The sequence below is a fragment of the Bradyrhizobium sp. USDA 3256 genome (genome assembly GCF_054058275.1).
The window spans coordinates 17,930-41,900 of sequence record NZ_JBSSAE010000002.1 but is presented as its reverse complement, the minus strand read 5'-3'; the positions used below and the strand labels follow the sequence as shown (position 1 = coordinate 41,900).

At 65.1% G+C, this 23,971-nt stretch carries 25 protein-coding genes and 1 pseudogene; 15 read left to right on the top strand and 11 right to left on the bottom strand.

Going from position 1 to position 23,971, the window contains the following annotated elements:
• The first annotated feature begins 91 nt into the window (after window positions 1–91).
• Together ACVWY5_RS01800 and ACVWY5_RS01795 are read left to right on the top strand one after the other, a co-directional pair.
• On the top strand, window positions 92–745 hold the full coding sequence (locus ACVWY5_RS01800; RefSeq protein ID WP_028333626.1) for a DNA-3-methyladenine glycosylase family protein: 654 nt from the start codon (window positions 92–94) through the stop codon (window positions 743–745).
• A 167-nt stretch (window positions 746–912) separates the two neighbouring features.
• The gene (locus ACVWY5_RS01795) at window positions 913–2,475 is read left to right on the top strand and encodes a glycosyl hydrolase family 17 protein (RefSeq protein ID WP_038377382.1); all 1,563 of its coding nucleotides are present in this window, start codon (window positions 913–915) and stop codon (window positions 2,473–2,475) included.
• A 9-nt stretch (window positions 2,476–2,484) separates the two neighbouring features.
• Here the strand turns inward: ACVWY5_RS01795 and ACVWY5_RS01790 are convergent, their stop codons facing one another.
• Complete coding sequence (locus tag ACVWY5_RS01790) at window positions 2,485–3,372, bottom strand: LysR family transcriptional regulator (protein ID WP_028333628.1); 888 nt, start codon at window positions 3,370–3,372, stop codon at window positions 2,485–2,487.
• 179 nt (window positions 3,373–3,551) lie between these two features.
• On the opposite strand from ACVWY5_RS01790, the gene ACVWY5_RS01785 reads away from it, so the two are divergent.
• The 6 genes from ACVWY5_RS01785 to ACVWY5_RS01760 all read left to right on the top strand — a co-directional run bounded on the left by ACVWY5_RS01785 (window position 3,552) and on the right by ACVWY5_RS01760 (window position 11,441).
• Window positions 3,552–4,523, top strand: coding sequence for an NAD(P)H-dependent flavin oxidoreductase (locus ACVWY5_RS01785; protein WP_028333629.1), 972 nt, complete (start codon window positions 3,552–3,554; stop codon window positions 4,521–4,523).
• A 29-nt stretch (window positions 4,524–4,552) separates the two neighbouring features.
• The gene (locus ACVWY5_RS01780) at window positions 4,553–5,749 is read left to right on the top strand and encodes an ABC transporter substrate-binding protein (protein ID WP_028333630.1); all 1,197 of its coding nucleotides are present in this window, start codon (window positions 4,553–4,555) and stop codon (window positions 5,747–5,749) included.
• Window positions 5,750–5,764: 15 nt separating this feature from the next.
• The gene (locus ACVWY5_RS01775; protein ID WP_028333631.1) at window positions 5,765–7,282 is read left to right on the top strand and encodes an acyl-CoA synthetase; all 1,518 of its coding nucleotides are present in this window, start codon (window positions 5,765–5,767) and stop codon (window positions 7,280–7,282) included.
• A 104-nt stretch (window positions 7,283–7,386) separates the two neighbouring features.
• Window positions 7,387–8,472 (top strand): DUF2855 family protein, encoded by a 1,086-nt coding sequence (locus tag ACVWY5_RS01770; RefSeq protein WP_028333632.1) that lies wholly within the window; start codon window positions 7,387–7,389, stop codon window positions 8,470–8,472.
• Window positions 8,473–8,582: 110 nt separating this feature from the next.
• Window positions 8,583–10,370, top strand: a complete 1,788-nt coding sequence (locus ACVWY5_RS01765) for a flavin-containing monooxygenase (protein WP_028333633.1) — start codon at window positions 8,583–8,585, stop codon at window positions 10,368–10,370.
• 93 nt (window positions 10,371–10,463) lie between these two features.
• Window positions 10,464–11,441: a peptidyl-alpha-hydroxyglycine alpha-amidating lyase family protein gene (locus tag ACVWY5_RS01760; protein ID WP_028333634.1), complete on the top strand. Its 978-nt coding sequence runs from the start codon at window positions 10,464–10,466 to the stop codon at window positions 11,439–11,441.
• 189 nt (window positions 11,442–11,630) lie between these two features.
• On the opposite strand, the gene ACVWY5_RS01755 is transcribed toward ACVWY5_RS01760, so the two are convergent.
• Window positions 11,631–13,391, bottom strand: coding sequence for a chloride channel protein (locus ACVWY5_RS01755; protein WP_028333635.1), 1,761 nt, complete (start codon window positions 13,389–13,391; stop codon window positions 11,631–11,633).
• A 191-nt stretch (window positions 13,392–13,582) separates the two neighbouring features.
• Here ACVWY5_RS01755 and ACVWY5_RS01750 point away from each other — a divergent pair, with 191 nt between their 5' ends.
• Window positions 13,583–14,140, top strand: coding sequence for an HNH endonuclease (locus ACVWY5_RS01750; protein ID WP_016845270.1), 558 nt, complete (start codon window positions 13,583–13,585; stop codon window positions 14,138–14,140).
• A gap of 53 nt (window positions 14,141–14,193) precedes the next feature.
• On the opposite strand, the gene ACVWY5_RS01745 is transcribed toward ACVWY5_RS01750, so the two are convergent.
• The 8 genes and pseudogenes from ACVWY5_RS01745 to ACVWY5_RS01710 form a co-directional block, all read right to left on the bottom strand.
• Window positions 14,194–14,406, bottom strand: coding sequence for a hypothetical protein (locus tag ACVWY5_RS01745; RefSeq protein WP_028333636.1), 213 nt, complete (start codon window positions 14,404–14,406; stop codon window positions 14,194–14,196).
• 29 nt (window positions 14,407–14,435) lie between these two features.
• Window positions 14,436–14,591 carry a hypothetical protein gene (locus tag ACVWY5_RS01740; protein ID WP_321176743.1) on the bottom strand — a complete coding sequence of 52 codons (156 nt, stop codon included), beginning with the start codon at window positions 14,589–14,591 and terminating at the stop codon, window positions 14,436–14,438.
• 91 nt (window positions 14,592–14,682) lie between these two features.
• Window positions 14,683–14,910 (bottom strand): DUF6894 family protein, encoded by a 228-nt coding sequence (locus ACVWY5_RS01735; RefSeq protein ID WP_038377383.1) that lies wholly within the window; start codon window positions 14,908–14,910, stop codon window positions 14,683–14,685.
• A gap of 16 nt (window positions 14,911–14,926) precedes the next feature.
• Entirely contained in the window at window positions 14,927–15,103 is a 177-nt protein-coding gene (locus tag ACVWY5_RS01730) for a hypothetical protein (RefSeq protein WP_167350422.1), read from the bottom strand.
• 58 nt (window positions 15,104–15,161) lie between these two features.
• Entirely contained in the window at window positions 15,162–15,332 is a 171-nt protein-coding gene (locus ACVWY5_RS01725; RefSeq protein ID WP_092080478.1) for a hypothetical protein, read from the bottom strand.
• Window positions 15,333–15,350: 18 nt separating this feature from the next.
• Window positions 15,351–15,695, bottom strand: coding sequence for a cupin domain-containing protein (locus ACVWY5_RS01720; RefSeq protein ID WP_028333637.1), 345 nt, complete (start codon window positions 15,693–15,695; stop codon window positions 15,351–15,353).
• A 48-nt stretch (window positions 15,696–15,743) separates the two neighbouring features.
• Window positions 15,744–17,046: pseudogene (locus ACVWY5_RS01715) on the bottom strand (PQQ-dependent sugar dehydrogenase).
• Between the two features lie 41 nt (window positions 17,047–17,087).
• Window positions 17,088–17,561, bottom strand: coding sequence for a DUF2231 domain-containing protein (locus tag ACVWY5_RS01710; protein ID WP_051376107.1), 474 nt, complete (start codon window positions 17,559–17,561; stop codon window positions 17,088–17,090).
• A 138-nt stretch (window positions 17,562–17,699) separates the two neighbouring features.
• On the opposite strand from ACVWY5_RS01710, the gene ACVWY5_RS01705 reads away from it, so the two are divergent.
• The 6 genes from ACVWY5_RS01705 (at window position 17,700) to ACVWY5_RS01680 (ending at window position 22,899) form a co-directional block, all read left to right on the top strand.
• Complete coding sequence (locus ACVWY5_RS01705) at window positions 17,700–17,846, top strand: hypothetical protein (protein ID WP_317249652.1); 147 nt, start codon at window positions 17,700–17,702, stop codon at window positions 17,844–17,846.
• A 182-nt stretch (window positions 17,847–18,028) separates the two neighbouring features.
• On the top strand, window positions 18,029–19,234 hold the full coding sequence (locus ACVWY5_RS01700) for an MFS transporter (protein ID WP_028333638.1): 1,206 nt from the start codon (window positions 18,029–18,031) through the stop codon (window positions 19,232–19,234).
• 92 nt (window positions 19,235–19,326) lie between these two features.
• Window positions 19,327–19,779 carry a MarR family winged helix-turn-helix transcriptional regulator gene (locus ACVWY5_RS01695; RefSeq protein WP_028333639.1) on the top strand — a complete coding sequence of 151 codons (453 nt, stop codon included), beginning with the start codon at window positions 19,327–19,329 and terminating at the stop codon, window positions 19,777–19,779.
• A gap of 2 nt (window positions 19,780–19,781) precedes the next feature.
• Entirely contained in the window at window positions 19,782–21,833 is a 2,052-nt protein-coding gene (locus ACVWY5_RS01690) for an FUSC family protein (protein WP_028333640.1), read from the top strand.
• The gene (locus ACVWY5_RS01685) at window positions 21,830–22,036 is read left to right on the top strand and encodes a DUF1656 domain-containing protein (RefSeq protein WP_028333641.1); all 207 of its coding nucleotides are present in this window, start codon (window positions 21,830–21,832) and stop codon (window positions 22,034–22,036) included. The genes ACVWY5_RS01690 and ACVWY5_RS01685 overlap by 4 nt, the downstream gene beginning before the upstream one ends.
• Window positions 22,033–22,899 (top strand): efflux RND transporter periplasmic adaptor subunit, encoded by an 867-nt coding sequence (locus tag ACVWY5_RS01680; RefSeq protein ID WP_028333642.1) that lies wholly within the window; start codon window positions 22,033–22,035, stop codon window positions 22,897–22,899. Before ACVWY5_RS01685 ends, ACVWY5_RS01680 begins: the two co-directional genes overlap by 4 nt.
• Window positions 22,900–23,070: 171 nt before the next feature.
• On the opposite strand, the gene ACVWY5_RS01675 is transcribed toward ACVWY5_RS01680, so the two are convergent.
• Window positions 23,071–23,934 (bottom strand): tetratricopeptide repeat protein, encoded by an 864-nt coding sequence (locus tag ACVWY5_RS01675; RefSeq protein ID WP_028333643.1) that lies wholly within the window; start codon window positions 23,932–23,934, stop codon window positions 23,071–23,073.
• Window positions 23,935–23,971: the final 37 nt, after the last annotated feature.

Below are 23,971 nucleotides of genomic sequence, written 5' to 3'. Positions count from 1 at the left end.
CTGGTTCATGCGCCCGGACAAGACTCTGTTACGATAGGAGATCGATGCGCGGGTCAAGCCCGCGCCTGACAAGCCGATGCAGACCCCGCAAATGCTGATCCATCTCGAAACCCAGGCCGACCTCGACGACGCGATCCACAAGCTGGTCGACCAGGACCGCCGCCTGCGCCCGATCCTGGAGCTGACCGGCATGCCGGCGATCCGGCAGCGCGAGCCCGGATTTGCCGGGCTTGCCGCGATCATCTGCGGCCAGCAGCTCTCGACCGCGAGTGCGGCGGCGATCTGGGGGCGCGTCAGCACGGCATTCGACCCGTTCCACCATGACGCGATCCGCAAGGCGCGGGCCGACCGGCTCGGCCGGCTCGGGCTGTCGGCGGCCAAGATCAAGACGCTGAAGCACATCGCGCGCGAGCTCGCCGAGGAGCGGCTGAACCTCGACGTCCTTGCCAATGAGGAGGCCGATGCGGCGCACAATACGCTGACCGCGCTGCCCGGGATCGGCCCGTGGACCGCCGATGTCTATCTGCTGTTCTGCCTCGGCCATGGCGATGCCTGGCCCGCGGGCGACCTCGCCGTGCAGGAAGCGGTCAAGGTCGGGCTCGGCTTGAAGGAGCGGCCGACGCCGAAGCAGATGGCGCCGCTTGCGGAGCCATGGCGTCCGCTGCGCGGCGCCGCAGCGCATCTGTGGTGGGCGTATTATCGCGTGCTCAGAAATCGCGAGGGCGTGATCGCCGGTGCAAAGTAGTCGTCGAGAAAAACACACCAACTGCGTAATCGCGTGATATAGAATTAGCAGACATATAGTCTTTTCAATTTGCCGGCCTCGCCCATTTTGCACGCGCAGCACGTCCTTATTGCAAGGAGACGGACCTGATTTCTCTCCGTATCCCGCTGACGCTTCTCTCGTTATCCCTGGGCGCGATCGCCGCGGTGTGGTGGTGGCTCGGCATCCCGGTCAGCCTGCCGCGCGCACCGATCGATCCGAACGACAAGGTGCAGTGCATCTCATACGCGCCGTTCCGCAACAATCAGACATCGCTGTCGCCGGCGACGCAGGTTTCACCGGAACAGATCGCGGAAGATCTCGCGCAACTCGCCAAGATATCCCACTGCATCCGCACCTATGCGACCGACCTCGGCCTTGATCAAATTCCCGGACTTGCGGCCAAGGCGGGGCTGAAAGTCATTCAGGGGATTTTCCTCGACAGGGACCGAAAGAAGAATGCAACGCAGGTGGAAACCGCGATCCGCCTCGCCAAAGACTATCCGGACACGATCATTGCGCTCGTGGTCGGCAACGAGGTTCTGCTGCGCAAGGAGATGGCGGCATCCGACCTCGCCGCCATGATCCGCTCGATCAAGGCGCAGGTCTCCGTACCCGTCACCTATGCCGACGTCTGGGAATTCTGGCTGAGCAATCGCGAGCTTTCCGACGCGGTCGACTTCGTCACGGTTCATATCCTGCCCTATTGGGAAAATGTTCCGATCCGGGCGGAAGATGCCGCCGCTCACGCCGACGAGATGCGCCGGCAGATCGCGGCGGCTTTTCCAGGCAAGGAAATCTTTATCGGAGAGATCGGTTGGCCCAGCGAGGGGCGCATGCGCGAGTCCGCGCTGCCATCCCGCATCAATCAGGCGCGAGTGGTTTCGGAGGTCCTCGATCTTGCCCGGCGCGAGCATTTCCGCGTCAACCTGTTCGAGGCCTATGATGAAGGATGGAAGCGGGAGATCGAGGGCACGGTCGGCGGCTCCTGGGGCCTGTTCGATTCCGAGCAGCGCATGCCGAAATATCCGCCGGGCCAGCCGGTCAGCAATTTTCCGCTCTGGAAGCTGCAAATGTGCAGCGGAATGGCGCTGGCGGTCCTGGTCTTCGGCGCGGCATGGCTGACCTTGCGCCGCAAGCCGAGAAAGCCCGCTTTCGCGTCATGGCTTGCGGTCGCGCTATCGGCGACCACGGCTGGAATCCTGTTTGGCGTCGCCGAGCAAAGATTGGTCTATGAAAGCTACGGAACGGGAGGCTGGCTTGTCTGGGGCTCGCTTCTGGTGGCGGCCACGGCTTCGCCGGTGTTGGGTGCCAACGCCCTGATGTCGGGCCGCGCACCGCCCAGCTTTTTCGAAGTGTTGGGTCCGAAGGGCCACCACACTGAATCGGTGCTGGTGACCTTGCACGGACTGGCCCTGATGATCACCGTCGTGATCGGCACGGCGACCGCAATCGGTCTCGTGTTCGACCCGCGCTTCATTGACTTCCCCTTTGCGCCTCTCACCATGGCGGCGGTGCCCTTTGCGGCCGTGACGCTGCTCAATCCTCCGACGAAGGGAATCCGCCCACTGGCGGAGTCGATCTTTTCCGGCATTTTCGTTGCAACGGCGATCTACACAGGATTCAACGAAGGGACGGAGAACTGGCAGTCGCTGTGGACCTGCGCGGCCTTCCTTCTACTCGCGGTGACGCTGTTGCGGGCGCGCGCCTGACGACGCGCTCTAGCCGCGCAGCCTGACGCGGTCCTGGCGCGCGCAGTCGGTGACGAAGCCGATGACGGCGCGCACCGCGGGCAGTTCGACCAGATCGGGATGGGCGAGCAGCCAGAGATCGGAGAGGCTCGAGAGCTTCTGCGGCGCAACCCGGACCAGATCGGGATAGTCTGCCCCGACCAGGCAGGACAGCGCGGTGATCCCGAGCCCGGCCCGCGCGGCCGCCAGCATGTCGCCCTGCGAGGAACAGCGCATCACCAGCGTGCCCTGCCGGGTGATGACGTCGCTCCAGCGCGCCAGATGCGCGTTGGAGGCCTGGTCGGCAAAGCCGATCACATGGTGGCCCCGCCACTCGTCGCGCCGCTCCGGCAGCTTGCGCCCTGCCGCATAGTCGCGGGAAGCGTAGAAGCCGGTGCCGAGCCGCCCGATCTTGCGCCCGATCAGGTTCTCCTCACCCGCATCGACCGGCCGTAGCACCACGTCGGCTTCGCGGCGGCGCACGCTGGCCGGGAACGGATGGGTGATGATCTCGAGCTGGATGTTGGCGTGATCGCGCAGGAACCGGCCGAGGCGCGGCATCAGCCAGTGCGCGGCCAGCGTCGCGCCGATCGACAGCTTCACGACGCCGCGCGCCTGCCCGCCGGTGGCGGACGCGGCCGCCTCCGCGCGGAGGGCCGCCGCGGCCATCGCTTCGGCGTGCTCGCGGAATTTGCGGCCATGCGACGTCAGCGACAGGCCGTCATTGGAACGCGCGAACAGGCGGGTCCCGAGTTGCTGCTCGAGCGCCGCGACGTTGCGACCGACAGTGGGGTGACTGATGCGCAGCCGCCGCGCCGCCCCGGCAAGGCTGCGTGTCTCCGCCACCGCAACGAATGTCTTGCAAAGCTCCCAGTCCACGCCGCTCCCCTTGCTGCGACACTGTTCATTTCTGGTTGATCGGATGTTCAATATTGAACGTCATGACCGAGCCGTCCAGCCTTATATTGCCGCGCCAAGAGCGCCACCGCTCCAACCATCACAATAAATCGCGATCCGCCCCGGCTGCCGGCCGGGCGACGCGCATGGAGGATCCGAAAATGTCGCTGCCCGCTTCGCTCGCCAACAAGCTTGAACTGCCGGTCGTCGGCTCCCCGCTGTTCATCGTCTCGGGGCCGGAGCTCGTGATCGCACAGTGCAAGGCCGGCATCGTCGGCTCGTTCCCGGCGCTGAACGCCCGCCCGGTCGAGAAGCTCGACGAATGGCTGACCCAGATCGAGAACGAACTCGGCGAGTACCAGGCGCTGCATCCGGAGAAGAAGGTCGCGCCCTACGCCGTCAACCAGATCTGCCACGCGTCCAACGACCGGCTGATGCGCGACATGGAAACTTGCGTGAAGCACAAGGTGCCCGTGATCATCACCTCGCTGCGCCCGCCGTCCGAGATCGTCGAGGCCGCGCACTCCTATGGCGGTGTGGTGTTCCACGACGTCATCAACGTGAAGCACGCGCGCAAGGCCGCCGAGCAGGGCGTCGACGGCCTGATCCTGGTCTGCGCCGGCGCCGGCGGTCATGCCGGCACGCTGTCGCCCTTCGCGCTGGTGCGCGAGGTCAAGCAATGGTTCAAGGGCACGATCCTGCTGTCGGGCGCAATCTCCGACGGCTGGAGCATCGCATCCGCGCTCGCGCTCGGCGCCGACCTCGCCTATATCGGCACCCGCTTCATCGCGACCGAGGAAGCCAACGCCAATGTCAGGTACAAGCAGGCGCTGACCGAATACGCCGCGCACGACATCGTCTATTCGAACCTGTTCACCGGCGTGCACGGCAACTATCTCGGACCGTCGATCGCGGCGGCAGGCCTCGATCCGGGCGATCTGCCGGTCGCTGACAAGACCAAGATGAATTTTGGTTCCGGCGGCAACATGAAGGCCAAAGCCTGGCGCGACATCTGGGGTTCGGGCCAGGGCATCGGCCAGATCTCCGATGCCCCGCCGGTCGCCGAACTGGTGGCGCGGCTCAAGTCCGAGTTCGCCGCGGCGCGCAGCGACTTCCTGCGCGCCAGCGCTTGACGCTGTTTCACAAAGTCCGGGAGTGAACCATGAAACGAGCGCAACACGCGCTGGCAGCCGTGCTTACGGTCTGCGCGATCGCCAGCACAGCCGCCGCCGACAACGGCAACGTCAACGAAGCGATCCGGATCGGCCAGACGCTGCCCTATAGCGGACCGGTCTCCGGCTTCGGCACCATCGGCCGCGCCCAGGAAGCGTTTTTCGCGAAGGTCAACGCGGAGGGCGGCATCAACGGTCGGCAGGTGAAATTCATCACGCTGGACGACGCCTATTCGCCGCCGAAGACCGTCGAGCAGACCCGCAAGCTGGTCGAGCAGGAGGATGTGCTGATGATGTTCGGCTCGCTCGGCACCGCCACCAACAACGCCGTGCATCGCTATCTCAATAGCAAGAAGATCCCGCAATTGTTCGTGTTGAGCGGCGCGACCAAATGGGCCGACCCGAAGACCTATCCGTGGACCATGCCAGGCATGGCATCCTACGAATCCGAGGGCGTGGTCTATGCCAAATATGTGCTGCAGGCCAAGCCTGACGCGAAGATCGCGATCCTTGCGCAGAACGACGATTTCGGCCGCGATTATGTCGCCGGCTTCAAGCGCGCGCTCGGCAGCAGGGCCGCGAGCATGATCGTCGCGGAAGCGAGCTACGAGACCTCGGCGCCCACCATCAGCTCGCAGCTTGCGACACTGAAGGCGTCCGGTGCCGATGTGCTATTCGGTGTCGTGCTCGGCAAGTTCACGCCGCAGATGATCAAGGGCGTCGCCGAGATCGGCTGGAAGCCGGATCTGTTCTTCGTACCGACGTCCGCGTCGTCGATCTCGTTCCTGGAGCCCGCCGGGCTCGAGAACGCGGTCGGCCTGATCTCGTCCAGCAACCAGAAGGACACGATGGACGCGCAATGGGCCGACGATCCCGCTGTGAAGGACTATCTTGCCTTCATGAAGCAGTACCTGCCCAATGCGGATCTGAGCAACTCGAACTACTCGGCGGGCTATCATTATGCGACGCTGCTGATGGCCGTGCTGAACGCGTGCAAGAGCGATTTCAGCCGCGAGAACATCATGCGCCAGGCGGCGTCATTGCGCGACGTTCCGCTGCCGCTATTGTTGCCAGGCATGACGGTATCGACCGGGCCGGACGACTATCTGCCGTTCCAGCAGTTGCGGCTGCGCCGGTTCAACGGCAAGAGCTGGATCAGCTTCGGCGAGATCCTGGACGATCGCTAGCAGACGAGGCGCGACATGATCATCAGCGGCGACAGACAGATCAGCTACGGGGACATTCACGCCCGCATCGCGCGGGCGGCCAGCGGCTTCCGGGCGCTTGGCGTGCAGGGCGGCAAGCCGGTCGGCATGATGCTGCGCAACGATTTCGCGCTGTTCGAGGTGGTCGCGGCCTCGGCCGCGCTCGGCAGCCCGGTCGTGCCGATCAACTGGCACCTGAAGGCCGACGAGGTCGGCTACATCCTGTCCGACAGCGGCGCCGACACGCTGGTCTGCCACGCCGATCTGCTGCCGCAGATCCGCGACGGCCTGCCGCCGGCAATCAAGCTGCTGGTGGTGACGACGCCGCCGGAGATCGCCGCGGCCTACGGCGTGGCGCCGGCGCTCACCCGCGTGCCCGACGGCATGACCGACTGGGACGTCTGGCGGGAGACGCACCAACCGCTGACCGAGGCGCCGATCGGCGCGGCGCCGATGTTCTACACCTCGGGCACAACAGGACTGCCGAAGGGCGTCAAGCGCAAGCCGATGCGGCCCGAGCAGCAGGCGGCGGCGGCGCGCGTCGGCGCCATCACCTATGGCGTCAAGCCGAACGAGGATCAGGTGATCCTGATGAACGGCCCGATGTATCATTCTGCGCCGCACTCCTATGGAATGCTCGCGTTCCGCAACGGCTGCGTGATCGTGCTCGAGCCGCGCTTCGATCCGGAGGATCTGCTACAACTGATCGAGCGCCACCATGTCACGCACATGCATATGGTGCCGACGATGTTCGTGCGGCTGCTGCGCCTGCCCGAGGAGGCGCGGCGCCGCTACGACCTGTCGTCGCTGCGCTTCATCGTGCACGGCGCGGCGCCCTGCCCCGTCGACGTCAAGCGCGCGATGATCGAGTGGTGGGGACCGGTCATCAACGAATATCTCGGCTCGACCGAGACCGGCATCCCGGTCTGGCATTCGTCAGCCGAAGCGCTGGCCAAGCCCGGCACCGTCGGCCGCGCGATCGAGGGCGGCATCGTCAGGATCTTCCGCCCCGACGGAACGCCATGCGACGTCGGCGAACCCGGCGAGATCTTCATGCGCCAGACGGCGATCTCGGATTTCGATTACCACGGCAACGCCAAGGCGCGCGCCGAGGCTGACCGCGACGACCTGATCAGCGTCGGCGATGTCGGCTATCTCGACGTGGACGGCTATCTGTTCCTGTGCGACCGCAAGCGCGACATGGTGATCTCGGGCGGCGTCAACATCTACCCCGCCGAGATTGAGAATGCCCTGATCGGCATGGCAGGCGTCCGCGACTGCGCGGTGTTCGGCGTTCCCGATGACGAGTATGGCGAGCGGTTGTTCGCCTGCGTCGAGCCGGAAGCAGGCAGCACGCTGTCGATCAGCGCGATCCAGGATTTCCTCCGCGGCAAGCTGGCCAATTTCAAGGTGCCGAAGGATATCCGTTTCATGGACGCACTGCCGCGGGAAGCCACCGGCAAGATCTTCAAGCGCAAGCTGCGCGACCTCTACAGCGAAGGACAGCTCGGCTGAGCGATGTGACGGCGAAGCAAACGGCGTTTGAAACTTAGTTGCTGTTGCAAACGGCCGGCAATGGACGCAACGATGCGCCTGCATCCTGAGCCCGGATCATCGCCATGAACTCGACCGACTTCATCGTCATCCGCAACGATCTGCAGCAGTGCAAGGTGATCGAGACGCAATTGCCCGATGCCGCGGCGCTGCCCGCCGATGCGCTGCTGGTGAAGGTGACCCGCTTCGCCTTCACCGCCAACAACATCACCTACGCCGTGATCGGCGAGCAGCTGAAATATTGGCATCTGTTCCCGGCGCCCGAAGGCTGCGGCATCATCCCGGTGTGGGGCTTCGGCGAGGTGCTGGTATCGAAACATCCCATGATCGCAGTCGGCGAAACGCTGTTCGGCTATTTCCCGATGGCGACCCATCTCGTGATCGAGGCGGCCGACGTCAGCAAGCGCGGCCTGCGCGACGGCGCCGCGCACCGGCAGGAGGTCTCGCCGGTCTACAATGCCTACGCCCGCGTCTCAGGCGATCCGACCTATGCGGGCCAGCAGGGCGACTTCCGCGCGCTGATGCTGCCGCTGTTCATGCTGTCGTTCCTGGTCGACGACTTCCTGGCCGAAAATGCGTTCTACGGCGCACGCCGCGTCATCCTGTCGTCGGCCTCGAGCAAGACCGCGTTCGGGCTCGCCCATCTCGTGCACAAGCGGGGTATCCCGGTGATTGGGCTGACCTCCAGAGGCAATGTCGATTTCGTCAGCTCGCTCGGCTGCTACGACGAGGTCGTCACCTATGACCAGGTCACCGCGATGCCGCCGGCCGAGCCTGTCGCCTATGTCGACATGGCCGGCAACAGCGCGCTGCGCGAAAGCCTGCACCGGCACTTCGGCGCGCAGATGGTCTATTCCGGCCGGGTTGGGCTGACGCACCGTGCGAGCGAGCCGGAGGAGCCGACGCTGCCCGGCGCCAAGCCGGTCTGGTTCTTCGCCCCGGACCAGATCCGCAAGCGCGCCAAGGAATGGGGACCGGGCGGCATCGACCACCGTTTTGGCGCCGCCTGGGCCGAGCTCGTGCCGCATCTGCCGAATTGGCTTGACGTGGTCGAGCGGCGCGGCCCGGCCGCGGTGCGCGAGGCCTATCTCGATACCCTGCAAGGCCGCGTTCCGCCGGATCAAGGCCTGATCCTGTCGCTGGCCGAATAGGCGATATCCCGTCGCGCCCTTTCTGCATGCCTTCGAATGGGTATAGGCTTTGCGGAAAGGGAACGCCGCCAAGAAATTTCAGCAAGGCGGCCGATGACGAGAAACGCTCAATGCTCGACAAGACGGACGATATTTCGGTCGCCGCCGACAATTGGCTTGTACAGTTCGAAGATGCGCTGGCCAGCCCGGACGATGTGCTGCTGAAGCCGCTGTTCCATCCCGACAGCTACTGGCGCGACGTGCTGGCGTTGAGCTGGAACATCCAGACCGTCAATCGGGCCTTCGCGATCATCGAGGAGCTGCCGGCGCATGCGCGTCACAGCGCGCCGCATGACTTCCGCATCGATGCCGAGCGCGCGGCGCCGCGCCGGGTGACGCGCGCCGGCACCCATGCGATCGAGGCGATTTTCAAATTCGAGACGGCGGTCGGCCGCGGCCACGGCATCGTGCGGCTGATCCCCGATGCCGCCGACGACGATCGCCTGAAGGCTTGGACCTTGCTGACGGCGCTCGAGGAGCTAAAGGGTTTTGAGGAGCAGCAGGGCCACACCAGGCCGCGCGGACAGGCCTATTCGCGCGACTTCCGCGGCCCCAACTGGCTCGACCTGCGCAAGGCATCCGCTGAATATGCCGACCGCGACCCTGATGTGCTGGTGGTCGGCGGCGGACAGGCGGGACTTGCGATCGCCGCGCGGCTGCAACAGCTCAAGATCGACGCCCTGATCGTCGATCGCGAAGCACGCGTCGGCGACAATTGGCGCAAGCGCTATCACGCGCTGACTCTGCACAACCAGGTGCAGGTCAATCATTTGCCCTACATGCCGTTTCCGCCGAACTGGCCGACCTACATCCCGAAGGACAAGCTCGCCAACTGGTTCGAAGCCTATGTCGACGCCATGGAGCTGAACTTCTGGACCGGCACGGAATTTGTCGGTGGCAGTTATGACGATGCGAGCCGACGCTGGAGCGTCGAGTTGCGCCGCGCCGACGGCACGACACGCAAGATGAAGCCGCGCCATGTGGTGATGGCGACCGGCGTCAGCGGCATTCCCAATCTGCCCGACATCCCCGGTTTGGAGAGTTTTTCCGGCACGGTGATGCATTCCAGCCGCTACGAGGACGGCGAGAACTGGACCGGCAAGCGCGCGCTGGTGATCGGCACCGGCAACAGCGGCCACGACATCGCGCAGGACCTGCATTCCTCCGGCGCCGAGGTCACGCTGGTACAGCGCTCCTCGACGCTGATCACCAATATCGAGCCGTCGGCGCAGCTGGCCTATGCCGCCTACAATGAAGGTACGCTCGAGGACAACGATTTGATCGCGACCTCGATGCCGCTCGCGCTCGCCAAACGCAGCCATGTGCTGATGACCGAGCAGTCGAAGCAACTCGACAAGCCGCTGCTCGACGGCCTTGCGCGCAAGGGCTTCAAGCTCGATTTCGGCGATGGCGGCACCGGCTGGCAGTTCAAATACCTGACCCGCGGCGGCGGCTATTACTTCAACGTCGGTTGCTCCGATCTCGTCGCGAGCGGCGCGGTCGCCCTGCAGCAATTCGCCGACATCGACACCTTCATGGGCGAGGGTGCGCGGCTGAAGAACGGCGAGACGGTTGAGGCCGACCTGATCGTGCTCGCGACCGGCTACCGGCCGCAGGAAGAGCTGGTGAAGAAACTGTTCGGCGAGGCGGTGGCCGCGCGCGTCGGCCCGATCTGGGGCTTTGGCGACGGCCAGGAGCTACGCAACATGTACACCCGCACGCCGCAGCCCGGCCTCTGGTTCATCGCCGGCAGCCTCGCGCAATGCCGCATCAACTCGCGCTATCTCGCATTGCAGATCAAGGCGATCGAGGAAGGCCTGTTGCCGCGCGACGTCGGGCCACGGGCGGATCTTTCATAACTCCCACCACCGCCATTCCGGGGCGCTGCGCAGCATCGAACCCGGAATCTCGAGGTTCCGCGCCCCGGAACGACACCCGAGAGGAGACATCTTATGCCAACCACCCTCGGCACCGGCGAACACCGCTATCGCGTGGTGGAGAACTTCGCAAAACTCCCCGACGGCTGGAGCCTGACCGATGTCGCCTCCGTCGCGGTCGACAGCAAGGACCGCGTCTACGTTTTCAACCGCGGCGACCATCCGATGGTGGTGCTCGACCGCGAGGGGAATTTCATCAAGAGCTGGGGCGAAGGCGTGTTCTCGCGCGCCCACGGCCTGCATATCGACGCCGACGACAATCTCTATTGCACCGATGACGGCGACCACACGGTGCGCAAATGCTCGACCGACGGCAAGGTGCTGCTGACGATCGGCATCCCGAACAAGCCGGCCCCGTTCATGAGCGGCGAGCCGTTCCATCGCTGCACCCATACCGCGCTGTCGCCGAAGGGCGAGATCTATGTCTCCGATGGCTACGGCAATGCCTGCGTCCACAAATACACGCCGGATGGCAAGCTGATCAACACCTGGGGCGAGCCCGGCACCGACCCCGGCCAGTTCAACATCGTGCACAACATCGCGACCGACGCCGATGGCTGGGTCTATGTCGCCGACCGCGAGAACCACCGCGTCCAGGTGTTCGACGGCAACGGCAAATACGAAACGCAGTGGAACAACCTGCACCGGCCCTGCGCGCTGTGCTGCTGCGGCGGCGGCAAGCAGCCGAACTTCGTGATCGGCGAACTCGGCCCCGGCATGGCGGTAAATCGCAAGGTACCCAATCTCGGCCCGCGGCTGTCGATCGTGGATCACACCGGAAAGCGCATCGCGCGCCTCGGCGGCGAGCAAGGCCCCGGCGTCGAGACCGGAAAATTCCTGGCGCCGCACGGCATCGCGCTGGATTCCCGCGGCGACATCTATGTCGGCGAAGTCGGCGTCACCGACTGGAAGACCAGCTTTCCGGACACCGAGATGCCGGCCGCGGTGCGCGTGACACGCTGCCTGCAGAAGCTGGAAAAGATTCCGACCTGAGCTCCGCCGCATCACCGTCCCCCTGAGGAGCGCGCTCTTGCGCGCGTCTCGAAGGGTCGAGGGCCCGGCTAGTGGCCGTTCAACCTTCGAGGCTCGCAAGCGCTCGCAACTCTAGCGGCAAAGGCGAAGCCTTTGCGCGGGGATGACGGGTTGGGCAGATCATATCGACCTGTACCTACCACACGGCCCTCAAATCTCGCCGATCACCTCGCGGCGGCGCTGCTCGGATTCTTCCGCGTAGCGCCGCATCGCGTGCGCTTCGGTGAGCAGGCCGATCGGCCGCCGGTCGCCGTCGCCTTCAACCACGGCGAGCGATTCCGCTTCGGCCGCGTCGAACACCGCGATCGCCTCCTGCACGTTCATGCCGGGATGCAGCACCACGTCGGCGTAGCGCAGAATGGCGGCAAGTCCCTTGTCGGCCTCGAGATCGGGCGCATGCGCTTCGGCGACCAGCGCAAGCCCCGCGTAATGCCCCTCGCCGTCGACCGCGACGACCTGGGTCTTCGAGCCCGGCGGGAATTCCTCGCGGAACGCCTCGATCGGCATCGCGGCGTTCACCGTCGTCATGTCCTGCCGCATCATCTTGCCGACCGTGAGATCGCGGATCCAGCCGATATCGGCGGCGCTGCGGATGGTCTCGCCGCGCAGATGCAATCGCCAGGTCGCGAACGAATAGCCGAACAGCTCGCGCGTGATCGTGGTCGAGATAATGACCGCGACCAGCACCGCCGTCGTGAGCCAGAGGTTGCCGGTGGATTCCAGCGCGATGAACGACATCGTGAGCGGGCCGCCGATCACCGAGGCCGACAACGCACTCATGCCGATCACCGCATAGGCGTTGGGGTCGAGGTTCAGCCCCGGCCACACGATGTCGACGCCGGCGGCGAACAGCCGGCCGCCGAGCGCGCCCATGAACAGCGTGGCGAAGAACAATCCACCGCGGAAGCCGGAGCCGAGCGAAACGATCGAGGCAACCGCCTTCAGCGCGAACACACCGGCGATGAAGGCAAGCGGCATCGCCACGATGCCCGCGAAGCGCAGCGCGCCATGGCCCGACGACATCACCTGCGGCGTCAGCAGCGCCATCGCGCCAACCGCAAGCCCGCCGAGCGCCGGCCGCAACGGCGGCCAGAGCCGGCTCTTGGTCAGCAGCGCCTCGCACAGTGTCACCCCGCGCATGATCGCAATGCCGGTCAGGGCCGCGACCATGCCGAGCAGCGCGGCAATCGCAAGATCCCGCCCGAGCACATCGCCGACGGTTCCGACGCCGACGCCGAGCGGCAGTGGCTCGAAGGCATGGGCGACGAAGTAGCCGGTCACCGCCGCCACGCCGACCGGGGTCAGGCTGGCCGGCGTATAGCCGCCGATCACAAGTTCAAAAGCGTAGAACGCGCCCGCAAGCGGCGCGCTGAAGGCACCGGCGATCGCCGCCGCCGCGCCGCAGCCGACCATGATTCGCTGGTCGTTGCGGCGGAGGTGAAAGCCGCGTCCGAGCGAGGCGGCGAGGCCGCTGGAGAGCTGGGTATAGCCGGCCTCGAGCCCGACCGAGCCGCCGACGCCGCTCGACCAGATCGTCTGCAGCGCCACGATCACGCTGCCGCGGAACGACATCCGCCCGCCATAAAGCGCGTTGGCCTCGATCGGGTCGATTTCGCGGGCCGGCCGGACCCGGAGCAACAGAAGGAACGCAAATCCAAGCAGCAGGCCGCCGATCGTGGGAACCACGAGCGCGCGCACGGGATCGATGCCGGGCTGGCTCGACAAGCGGTCGCCGAGCGGCAGATTGAACAGCACCGAATGCAGCACCGTGACGAGGCCGCTCATGACCGCCACCACGAGGCCGCCAATGGCGCCGATCAGCACCGCCAGCACCACAAGGCTCGTCTCGTGCGCGCGCACGAACGCGCGCAACCGGCGCGGCGCCTCGAGATAGCTTGAGGTCGTGGTCATCGGCAGGGTCCGTCACTGGCCGACAGGGCCTTGCGGCTCCCTTTACGGGCCTCGCGGGCGGGAGGCAATCGGGGCAGGAACATGGCAGGGCGCGGCGGATAAGCCGCTCATTGCTCTTCACAATCCCGTCACGCTGCCTGTAGTATGTGAGTGCATGCTGCTTCGCAGCTAATGGGAGTCAGGAGCGTTATTTGAACGCACATGTCTCGCAAGGCGGTTGGCCGGTGCTGGTCTTGAATGCGGACTTCCGGCCGCTGAGTTATTACCCGCTGTCGCTCTGGTCCTGGCAGGACGCGATCAAGGCGGTGTTCCTCGATCGTGTCAACATCGTCGAATATTACGACCGGGCGGTACGAAGTCCTTCCTTCGAAATCCAGCTGCCAAGCGTCGTATCCCTCAAGTCCTTCGTCAAGCCGACCACCCACCCCGCCTTCACCCGGTTCAACGTTTTCCTGCGCGACCGATTCAGCTGTCAGTATTGCCTGTCGGGCGACGATCTCACCTTCGATCACATCATTCCGCGCAGCAAGGGTGGCCAGACCACCTGGGAGAACGTCGTCGCCGCCTGCTCGCCCTGCAATTTGCGCAAAGGCAATCTGACGCCGCAGCAGGCCAAGATGTTTCCGAAGCAGACGCCCTACGCCCCGACCGTGCATCAGCTGCATCGCAACGGCCGGCTGTTTCCGCCGAACTATCTGCACGAGAGCTGGCTAGATTATCTCTACTGGGATACTGAGCTCGATCCGTAGAGCGCGCTGGCGCGCGCCATCACCGAATGCAAGCCATACTGCTGTGATTCGGATCAGGCGGGTCGCTTGGTGAGGGCCGCTTCCCCCTCCTCGCGTCCGGGAACGCTGACGTGGACCTCGTGCCCCATCCTGATCGCCAGTGCCGCGGCGGCCGCCGCCGATTCGAATGCAGCTTCCTTGGTGGCGTATCCGCCGTTGAGGTTGCCGTCGTGCAGGACGCCCCATTCCTCGCCGGCCGCAATCACCGCATATTGAGCCAATCCCATCGTCTCCTCCTTGCGCCAGCGGCGCTGCGTCAGGTCTCATTCCGCTTGTATCGCTTGCGGACAACCTCCTCGCCGACCTGCACCGCGCGCCTGCTGCGAAAATGGTGTTGAAGCACGCCGAAGATCAAAGCGGTCAGCAGCACGAGCGCTCCGATACCGTAGATGATCTCAAGGCCCATATCCATTCGGTCTCTCCAAGCCTTGTTCTCGAAGCCTTGTTCTCGAAGCCTTGTTCTCGAAGCCTTGCTCTCTTGCCGCCCGCCGGGGCGGCATCGTTCATCCGCTCTTCGCGGCGCTATCGATGCTTTCGCGGTGAATTTCGCGGGCGTCGCCACCGATCACCGAGATGTAGTAGCCGCGTCCCAGATACTCCTGTCGGGTCTCGGCAAGGTCGATGGCGAGCCGCTTGGCGACGGCGATGGCTTCATCGCGGTCGGCAACCGGCTGACCGGTTGCATCGATCACACGCTCATCATTCACGATCGCAAAGTGAAAGGCGGACATTCGCTCGCTCCGCGCATCAATGCGTGTTCGATTCATGCCACTTTTCCAGGTCCGGCTCCTCGTCTCCGGAGCGCTTCGCATCCCCAGAGCGCTGCTCCTTCTCCGGGTTTCCCTTCCACGGCTTGTCGGTTTGCACGTGGGAACCCCAGTCGCTCGAGCGTCCGGAATCCTGCGTTACAGGCTTTCTGCTCATGACAATTTCCTCAAGAACAGAAGCATCTGTATCCCGATGCGTTCCTAACCGGCCGCGCTCAAGGTCCGCCCGCAACCGAGCCTGCGATCACCATGACCAGTGCATCGAGGTCGATCGTGCCGCTGACCGACAGTTCCCCGGCATCCAGCACGCGGAGCAGATCCGGCCGATTGGCGGCCTGGCGCTTCAATTCGCCGATGATCGCATCCCTGAGCTTTTCTTCGAGCATGTTCGACACCGTGCGCCTCTATGACTTGGACTCGTCGCGACCGTGCACTTGCGCCGGCGGCGCGGTGGCTTCGACGGCCGTGAACGGCTCGAGAATGCGATAACGGTGCTCGGACCCGGCGGGCACGAGCCAGGAATCGCCCGGCTGCAGGCGGATGGTCTGCCCCTCCAGGGTCAATTCGGCGCGACCGCTGATGACATACCCAACCGTCTCGTAGTCGCGCCGATCGGAAGCGCCCGGTTGCAGCTGTTCGTTGTCCCAGAGCCGCATGGCGACGCGCTTGCCCGACACCAGATAGGTCTGGCCCATCGTGCCCTTCGGGGACGTGCTGACCGATACTTTCTTGATCGTGCTGTCGCTCATGGTGTTCTCCAATCGCTTGCGTGTGCGGGTGAGACAGCGGGAGCGCCGTCAGAGCCGCCCCGAGGCAGTCACGCGCCACACCGTGTTGCCGACGTCGTCCGCGATCAGCAGCGCGCCGGATTTGTCGATCGCCAATCCCACCGGCCGGCCGCGGGACTTTTCGTCCTCGCCGAGGAATCCGGTGACGACGTCCTGCGCCGGCCCGTTCGGATGGCCGTCGGCGAACGGCACGTAGACGACCTTGTAGCCGTTGAGCTGTGGCCGATTCCAGCTGCCGTGCTCGCCGACGAAGGCGCCGCCCCGGTAGGACGACGGCAGGCTGTCGCCGGTGTAGAAGGCAAGCCCGAGCGGCGCGACGTGCGAACTCAACGCATAGTCCGGAACGGTTGCCTTCGCGACCAGATCCGGCCGCGGCGGCTGCACCCGGGGATCGACGTTCTGGCCGAAATAGCTGTACGGCCAGCCGTAGAAGCCGCCGTCCTTCACCGACGTCAGATAGTCGGGCACGAGGTTGGGGCCGATCTCGTCGCGCTCGTTGACCACGGTCCACAGCGCGTGGCTCTGCGGCTCGAAGGTCAGGCCGTTGGGGTTGCGCAGCCCGCTGGCGAAAATCCGCCAACGGCCGGTGGCGCGCTCGACCTCGAGGATCGCCGCCCGGTTCTTCTCGGCCTCGATTCCATTTTCGGTGATGTTGCTGTTGGAGCCGACGCCGACATAGAGCAGAGCGCCGTCCGGGCTTGCCGTCAGGGCTCTTGGTCCAGTGATGGTCGATCGGCCCGGCCGGAAGCTCCGTCAGGGTCTGCCCCGGCTCGGTGATCTTGGTATCGCCCTCATGATACGGATACCGGACGATCGCATCGGTGTTCGCGACGTAGAGATCGTTGCCGACCAGCGCCACCCCGAACGGCGAATGAAGATGGTCGAGGAACACACTCTGCATCTCCGGCTTGCCGTCGCCATTCGAGTCGCGCAGCAGCGTGATGCGGTTGCTTGCGCCGGTGTCGCCGCCGGAGGTTGCCCACGACTCCACCCATTTCATGATGAAGTCCTTTGGCCGCTTGATCGGCTCGGTCCCCGGCGCCTTGGACTCGACCACCAGGATGTCGCCATTGGGGAGCGCATAGAGCGACCGCGGATGCTGCAGGCCGGTGGCGAGCGCATTGATCTGCAAGCTGTCCGGCACCTTGGGCTTCTCGCCCTGCTTCCATCCGATCACGGAGGCGACGTGCATCGGCGGCATCAGATACTGCTCGAGCGCCGGCAGGTCCGGACGCCCACCGACCTGTGTTTTCGGGTCAGGTGCCGTCTCCTTGCTGCAGCCTGCGAGGCACAGCCCGGCCAGCAGCGTCATCGCGAGTTTGAGGTGCGTGGCATTGGTCAGGTCGATCCGCATCAGCCCGCCACTCCGACCCGGTAGCGATAGACCATGGCCCAGCCGAGCCAGCCCGTGCACAGCATGACGAGAACGGTCAGCACCGACAGCACCAGTCCGGTCGGCACCACGGAGGTCCAGGCGTCGCGGCTGTGGACGAAGGCGTTGAACAGCGCGAGCAGCATCACGATCACATTGCCGATCATATGCAACCAGGCATAGCCCAGCCGGCGGATCAGGCGATTGCTCAGGAAGTCGATCAGGCCGGCGACCGCGGCGAGACCGCCCATGATCAGCCCCGCGAACAGCAGCCAGGCCGAGAAGTTGGCCCACTGCATCTCGGCGGTCTGCCAATAGGCGATATCGGTCACCAGCGTCCCGACGAAGCATGCGATCGGAAACGGCACCAGCATGGGATGGATCGGATGCATACCGACCCGCGCCGTCGCGGCCGGGTTGGCCGAATGCGTGGCGACTGTCGCGACCTGGTGCATCTTTCGTGCCTCCGAAAGAAGCCTCAACAGCGCGTTCGGAGCGAGGTTCCTAAGCGCACGCCCCGGCCCGGACACCAATTAGGAACGAAGCTGCGTCAGCCGCGTCGGAATAGAGGTGTGACAAGCAGGACGCCAACCATGGTCCGAGAAGGGCCCGCTGAACCAGCTCCGGCAAGCACGGCAGAGACGACCCAAGGCAGACAGGTACGTCCCTACGGCATGATGATCACGTCTGCGATCATCGCGCTCGCCGTCATCGTCGTCGTCTACGTGCTGATGCGATAAAAAGACTGACTTGGGCGATATGGTCCGGCACACGCTTGCGCCGTGACGTTACCCGGCCGCCTTGCGCAGAACGCTCCCGGAGAATCGTACCGCCGTCCGCCATGCACATTGCGGCGTGATCGGTTGCGCAGAAATATCTGTCCATCGTCGCTTCCTTCCGCGGTCCTGCGCGTTCGTGGATTATGCCCCACCGCAAAGCGATAACGTCTCCTGCGCGCCTGTGGCCGCTGCTGGCCGTGAACTTCTTCATGGCAGACATGCAGTCCGGGATCGGACCGTTCGTCGGGGTCTTCCTTCAGTTGCATGGCTGGACCAGCGGCCTGATCGGGACCGCCCTGACGCTCGGCAACGTCGCGGGCATGCTGATCACGACGCCGATCGGCGGCTGCATCGATACCACGAGCCACAAGCGGGCATGGGTGATCGTTCCGGGCATCGCGGTCGTGGTGGCATCGGCCGTCATCCTGATGTCGCAAAGCTTCTGGGCTGTCGCGCTGTCCCAGGTTGCGACCTCGGTCGCGGGTGCCGCAATCGTTCCGGCGGTCACCGGCATCACGCTCGGCATCGTCAAGCAGCGTGGGTTCAACCGGCAGAACGGCCGCAACCAGGCGTTCAACCATGCCGGCAACATGGTCGGTGCCGCGGCATCGGGCTATCTCGGCTGGCAGTATGGTTATGTGGCGGTCTTCGTCCTCGCCGCCCTGTTCGGCGCGATCACGATCGCCTGCGTGCTCTTGATCCCGCCCGGCAGCATCGATCACGGTGCCGCGCGCGGCAAGGAAGAAGATCCGGACAGCCAGCCCAGCGGCCTCTCCGTGCTGATCAAGCACAAGCCGTTACTGGTGCTTGCCGTCGCACTGGCCGCGTTCCACCTCGGTAACGCGGCGATCGTGCCGCTCTACGGCCTTGCTGCGGTTGCCGGTGGTCACGCCGACGGCCCGAGCTTCGTCGCGACCACGATCGTGGTGGCTCAGGCGGTGATGATTGTTGCCTCGATCGCCGGCATGCACGCCGCCGAGCGCCGAAACTACTGGTCTGTCCTGCTGCTGTCGTTCCTGGCCTTGCCGGTGCGCGGCGTGCTCGCTTGGTTCCTCTCGGGCTGGTGGGGCGTGCTGCCCGTGCAGATCCTCGACGGCATCGGCGCAGGCCTGCAAAGCGTCGCCGTGCCCGGGATGGTGGCGCGATCGTTGAACGGAACCGGCCGCGTCAATCTCGGACAAGGTGCCGTCATCACGGTTCAGGGAATCGGCGCCTCGCTCAGCCCCGCGCTCGGCGGCTGGATTGCGCAATGGGTCGGCTATGGCCCAGCCTTCCTGGCGCTCGGCGGACTGGGGCTTCTGTCGGTCGCATTCTGGATCGCCTTCCGATCGACCGTGCAGAAATACTGACGCTTCCTCACGCAGGATCGCATTCGCGTGATCGTCCGCGATGCTCGCAGCATATTATTGCATCCTAATAGTTCGTATCCTATCTAATTTGCATGCCGCCTGCGCCGTCCCATATCCACGCCGAGATCGGCCGCCTGGTGACCAGGCTCGCCCGGATCTGGCGTCGCGAGTCGGATCAGGCCTTGTCCGACCACGGCCTGTCCTACGCGACGGCGATTCCGCTGCTGGTGTTGTCACGCCAGGGGGAAAACGTCCGGCAGGGCGTGCTGGCCGATGAACTGGGAATCGAGGGGCCTTCACTGGTGCGGCTGATCGATCTGCTGCAGTCCGAGCGCCTCGTCGAGCGTCGCGAGGACCCGACCGACCGGCGTGCCAAAACGCTGCATCTCACCGCTACCGGCGAAGCCAAGGTCGAGGAGATCAACCGGGTGCTGCGCCGGGTGCGGGCCAGCCTGCTGAAGGATATCGGCAGCGAGGAACTTGCGGTAACCTTCGAGACGCTCCAGCGCATCGAGCAACGGGCGACCGCTGCAGAGGCGAAATAGTCATGCGCGCGGAAGAGCCGTTCCTGGTCCGCCACGCGGATCTCATTTTCGCGTTGAAGACGTTCGCGGCGTCGATGCTGGCGCTCGTAATCGCCTTGGCGATCGGTCTGCCGCGTCCCTATTGGGCGATGGCGACGGTCTACATCACCTCCCAGCCGCTGGCCGGCGCGACCAGCTCGAAGGCGTTCTTCCGCGTGATCGGCACGCTGGTCGGCGCGAGCGTCACGGTTGCTCTCGTGCCGAACCTGGTCAATGCGCCGGAGCTACTGTGCCTTGCGATCGCGCTCTGGGTCGGGCTCTGCCTTTATCTGTCGCTGCTCGACGGCACGCCACGCAGCTATGTCTTCATGCTGGGCGGATATACCGTCGCACTGATCGGATTTCCGTCGGTGGCCGACCCGGGCAGCATCTTCGACGTCGCGCTGGCGCGGGTCGAGGAGATCTCGCTCGGCATCGTCTGTGCGAGCCTGGTGTCGACGGTGGTGTTTCCCCGCAGCGTCGCGCCGGCGGTCGGCGGCCGCATCAGGAACTGGTTGTCAGATGCGCGCCGTCTGTCAAGCGACGCGCTGCTTGACAGCGGGACCAGCGAGACGCGCCGGGCCCAACGCCTTCGTCTTGCAACCGACATCGTCGAGATCGATACGCTGGCGACCCACGTCGCCTATGACCGGCTGGCCGACGCCGGCACCGTGCGTGGCCTCGGCGAGGTCCGGCTGCGCATGCTGATGCTGTTGCCGATCATCACGTCGATCGAAGACCGGCTTGCCGCACTCGGTGAGACGGCGCTGCGACGGCAACCGGAGCTGCAGCGCCTGATCGGCGATCTCGCCGCATGGATCGTGGACGAGGACCGCCAGCGGCAATCCGGCGAGCAGATCCGCGCTGCAATCGCCGAGCGGCAATCTGCGCTCGACGGCATCGCGCCGCGGGAGCGCATCATCACGATCAGCCTGCTGCTCCGGCTGCGCGAGCTTGTCGACATCTCGGCCGACTGCCGCGCGCTGGGCGATGCAATTGCTGCGGGCCGGGATATCTCCACCGTCGCGCTGGCGTTCCACCCGGAGTCGGGGGCCGCACCGGTCCGTCATCGCGACCACGGCATGGCGCTGTGGTCGGCCGCGGGCGCAGCGGTCGCCATCCTGATCTGCTGCGGCCTGTGGATTGCGACCGGCTGGGCCGATGGCGCCTCGGCGCCGATGATGGCGGCGGTCGCCTGCTCCTTCTTCGCCGCGCAGGACGAGCCTGCGCGCAGCATCCGGGCCTTCGGCCTGTTTTCACTGGTCGCGATCGTCATCGTCGCGATCTATCAGTTCGCGCTGGTGCCGGGCATCTCCCATGTCGAGGTCCTGATCGCGGCGCTGGCGCCGACCTTCCTCCTGTACGGCTATTTGATCGCGCGGCCCAAAACTGCGCCGATCGGCATGGCGCTCGCCGCCAACACCGCGACGCTGCTCGCGCTGCAATCGACCTACAGCGCGGATTTCGCCAGTTTCGCCAACACGTCGGTCGCCTTCTTCCTCGGTGTTGTCATTGCGGAGATCGTGACGCGGATCGCGCGCGGCGTCGGCGCCGAATGGATCGCCAAGCGGTTGATGACGTCGAGCTGGCAGACGCTCGCGATCGCGGCCGAGCGGCGCGGCCACGGCGATCGCGCGCAGTTTGCCGGCCTGATGCTGCATCGGCTCGGCCTGTTGGTCCAGCGGATCGCCTTCATCTCCGAGAGCGACCGGCGCGATGCCGACAGCCTGGTCCAGCTACGCATCGGGCTCAACATCATCGACCTGAGGAGGGCGCGTTACGGCCTCGCCGCATTCACCGTGCGAGCCATCGACGACATGCTGGACGACCTCGGGGCAGCGTTTCGTGCCCGTGCGGACCACGCAATGCCGGCCGAACTGTTGTCATGCATCGATGCGGCGCTGACCGCGGTCGTCAAGGACCCCAATGAGCGCGCGCGGGACGATGCATTGCTCGGCCTCGTCGGCATCCGCCGCGGCCTGTTTCCGGATGCACCCGCGTATCGATCGCAGCCCGAGGAGAGTTTCGCCGCATGAGATATGAGCTCGACATTTACGGCGTGCTCGTTCCGGCGCTGCTGCTGTGGCTCATCGTTGCCTATGCGCTGAGCGCAGTGGTGAGCCGGATCATGCAGCGCTTCGGATTCTATCGGCTGGTCTGGCATCGCGCGCTGTTCAATTTCGCATTGTACGTATGCCTGCTCGGCGTCGTGGTTTATCTTTCGGAGTTTCTGCCATGAAAGCGAATTTCGCCTGGCTCGGTCGGGTTGCGCTGACCGCGGTCGCCGTCGTCGCCGCGCTCGCTGTCGCTCGCGCGCTCTGGGTCTACTATATGGAATCGCCATGGACCCGCGACGGCAGGGTCCGCGCCGACGTGATCCAGGTGGCCCCCGACGTCTCCGGCTTCGTCACCGACGTGTTGGTCAAGGACAATCAACCGGTGCGTCGCGGCGACATCCTGTTCCGGATCGATCGCGCACGCTTTGCCCTGGCGCTGAAGCAGGCGGATGCATCGGTCGCCGGCCATCGCGCGACGCTGGATCAGGCCGACGCCGACCTCAAACGCTACAGCTCGCTGACCACCGATGCGGTGTCGCAGCAGAAGCAGGAGCAGGTTCTGGCGACCCAGCTGCAGGCCAAGGCGGCCTATGACCAGGCGGTCGCCGACCGCGCCGTCGCGCAGCTCAATCTGGATCGCAGCGAGGTGCACGCTTCGGTGAACGGCACCATCACCAATATGGACCTGCGGCCGGGCGCCTACGTCACCGCTGGCAAGGGCGTGATGGCGCTGGTCGACACCGACACGCTGCATGTGGAAGGCTATTTCGAGGAGACCAAGCTCGCGCGCATCCGCGTCGGCGACAAGGCGCAGATCCGGCTGATGGGCGAGCCGGTGCGGCTCACCGGACATGTCGAGAGCATTGCAGCCGGCATCGAGGATCGCGACCGCGCGGCAGGCGCGAGCCTGCTCGCAAACGTCAATCCGACATTCAGCTGGGTTCGGCTCGCACAGCGCATCCCCGTGCGCATCGCGCTGGACCACCTGCCGGATCGCATCGCGCTCGTCGCCGGCCGTTCGGCGACGGTCGAGATCATGGACTAAAGCGCGATGAGATTAGGTTGAATCGTCATCGCGCCTTAGCTCTTTGTTTGAGCATGATCTTTTCGGAAAACCGCTTCGCACTTTTCCGGATCATGCTTTAGCCGGCTGGCCGCACCCGCAGCGACTGCATCGGGCCGGCCCGCTTGCTGCGGCTCCGTCGGCCGCGCTCGCCTATCGCACGCCATAGCGTGTGAAATCGTCGCCGATGCTGCCCTGGATCGCCTTGGCCGCCGCCATGTCGATATTGCCGCCGGCCTTGTCACCCTGCTTCAACTTCGCCAGGCCGCGTCCATAAAGTGCGCTTGCGAGCTTGGGATCGATGCGAAGTGCGGAGCTGTAGTCGGCGATCGCCGCGCCAAGCTCGCCGGTCTTCAGATAGATCAGGCCACGCGAGTCATACGTCGCGGCGTTGGCTGACGCCGATTGAAGGGCCTTGTTGCAATCTTCCAGCGCCGCCTGCAATTCGCCGAGGATGGCCCGACTCCAGCAGCGTCCGTTCCACACCCCGTCCAGCTTCGGTTCGAGGCGAATGGCCTCATCGTAGTCCTGCGCCGCGCGGGCATAATCGTTCTTCTTCAAATAGGCGCCGGCGCGGTTGGCGAAGGCCTCACCGTAGTTCGGGTTGAGCCTGATCGCCTGATCGAAGGCGTCGGTCGCGCGATCATATTCGCGCTTCCTGAGATAGGCCACGCCGCGGTTGTTGAGCGGCTTGGTGTAGGTCGGATTGAGCTCGATCGATCGATCGAAATCCCGGATGGCTCCGTCGTAGTCTCCCTTGGCGGCGTAGGCATTGCCACGGTTGTTATAGGCGATCGCGAGGCCGGCCGCCGTCATGTCCTGCCCCGCATCGATCAGCGCCGTGCAGGCAGCAATGCGCGCGTCGGCCGGTGTGCGATCGAGGCCGCTGCACGATCCGATAGTGCGGAGATAGCTGTCCTTCTTCAGGTTCTGCGCGACCGCAGGCAACACAGGGAGCATCGCAACGAGAAGCGATATCAGGCTGACAATTGCGCCGGCGCTTGCACGAAGTTTCATATCGGGCCTTGCTTGCACGAAACGGGCTGCGCCTGGC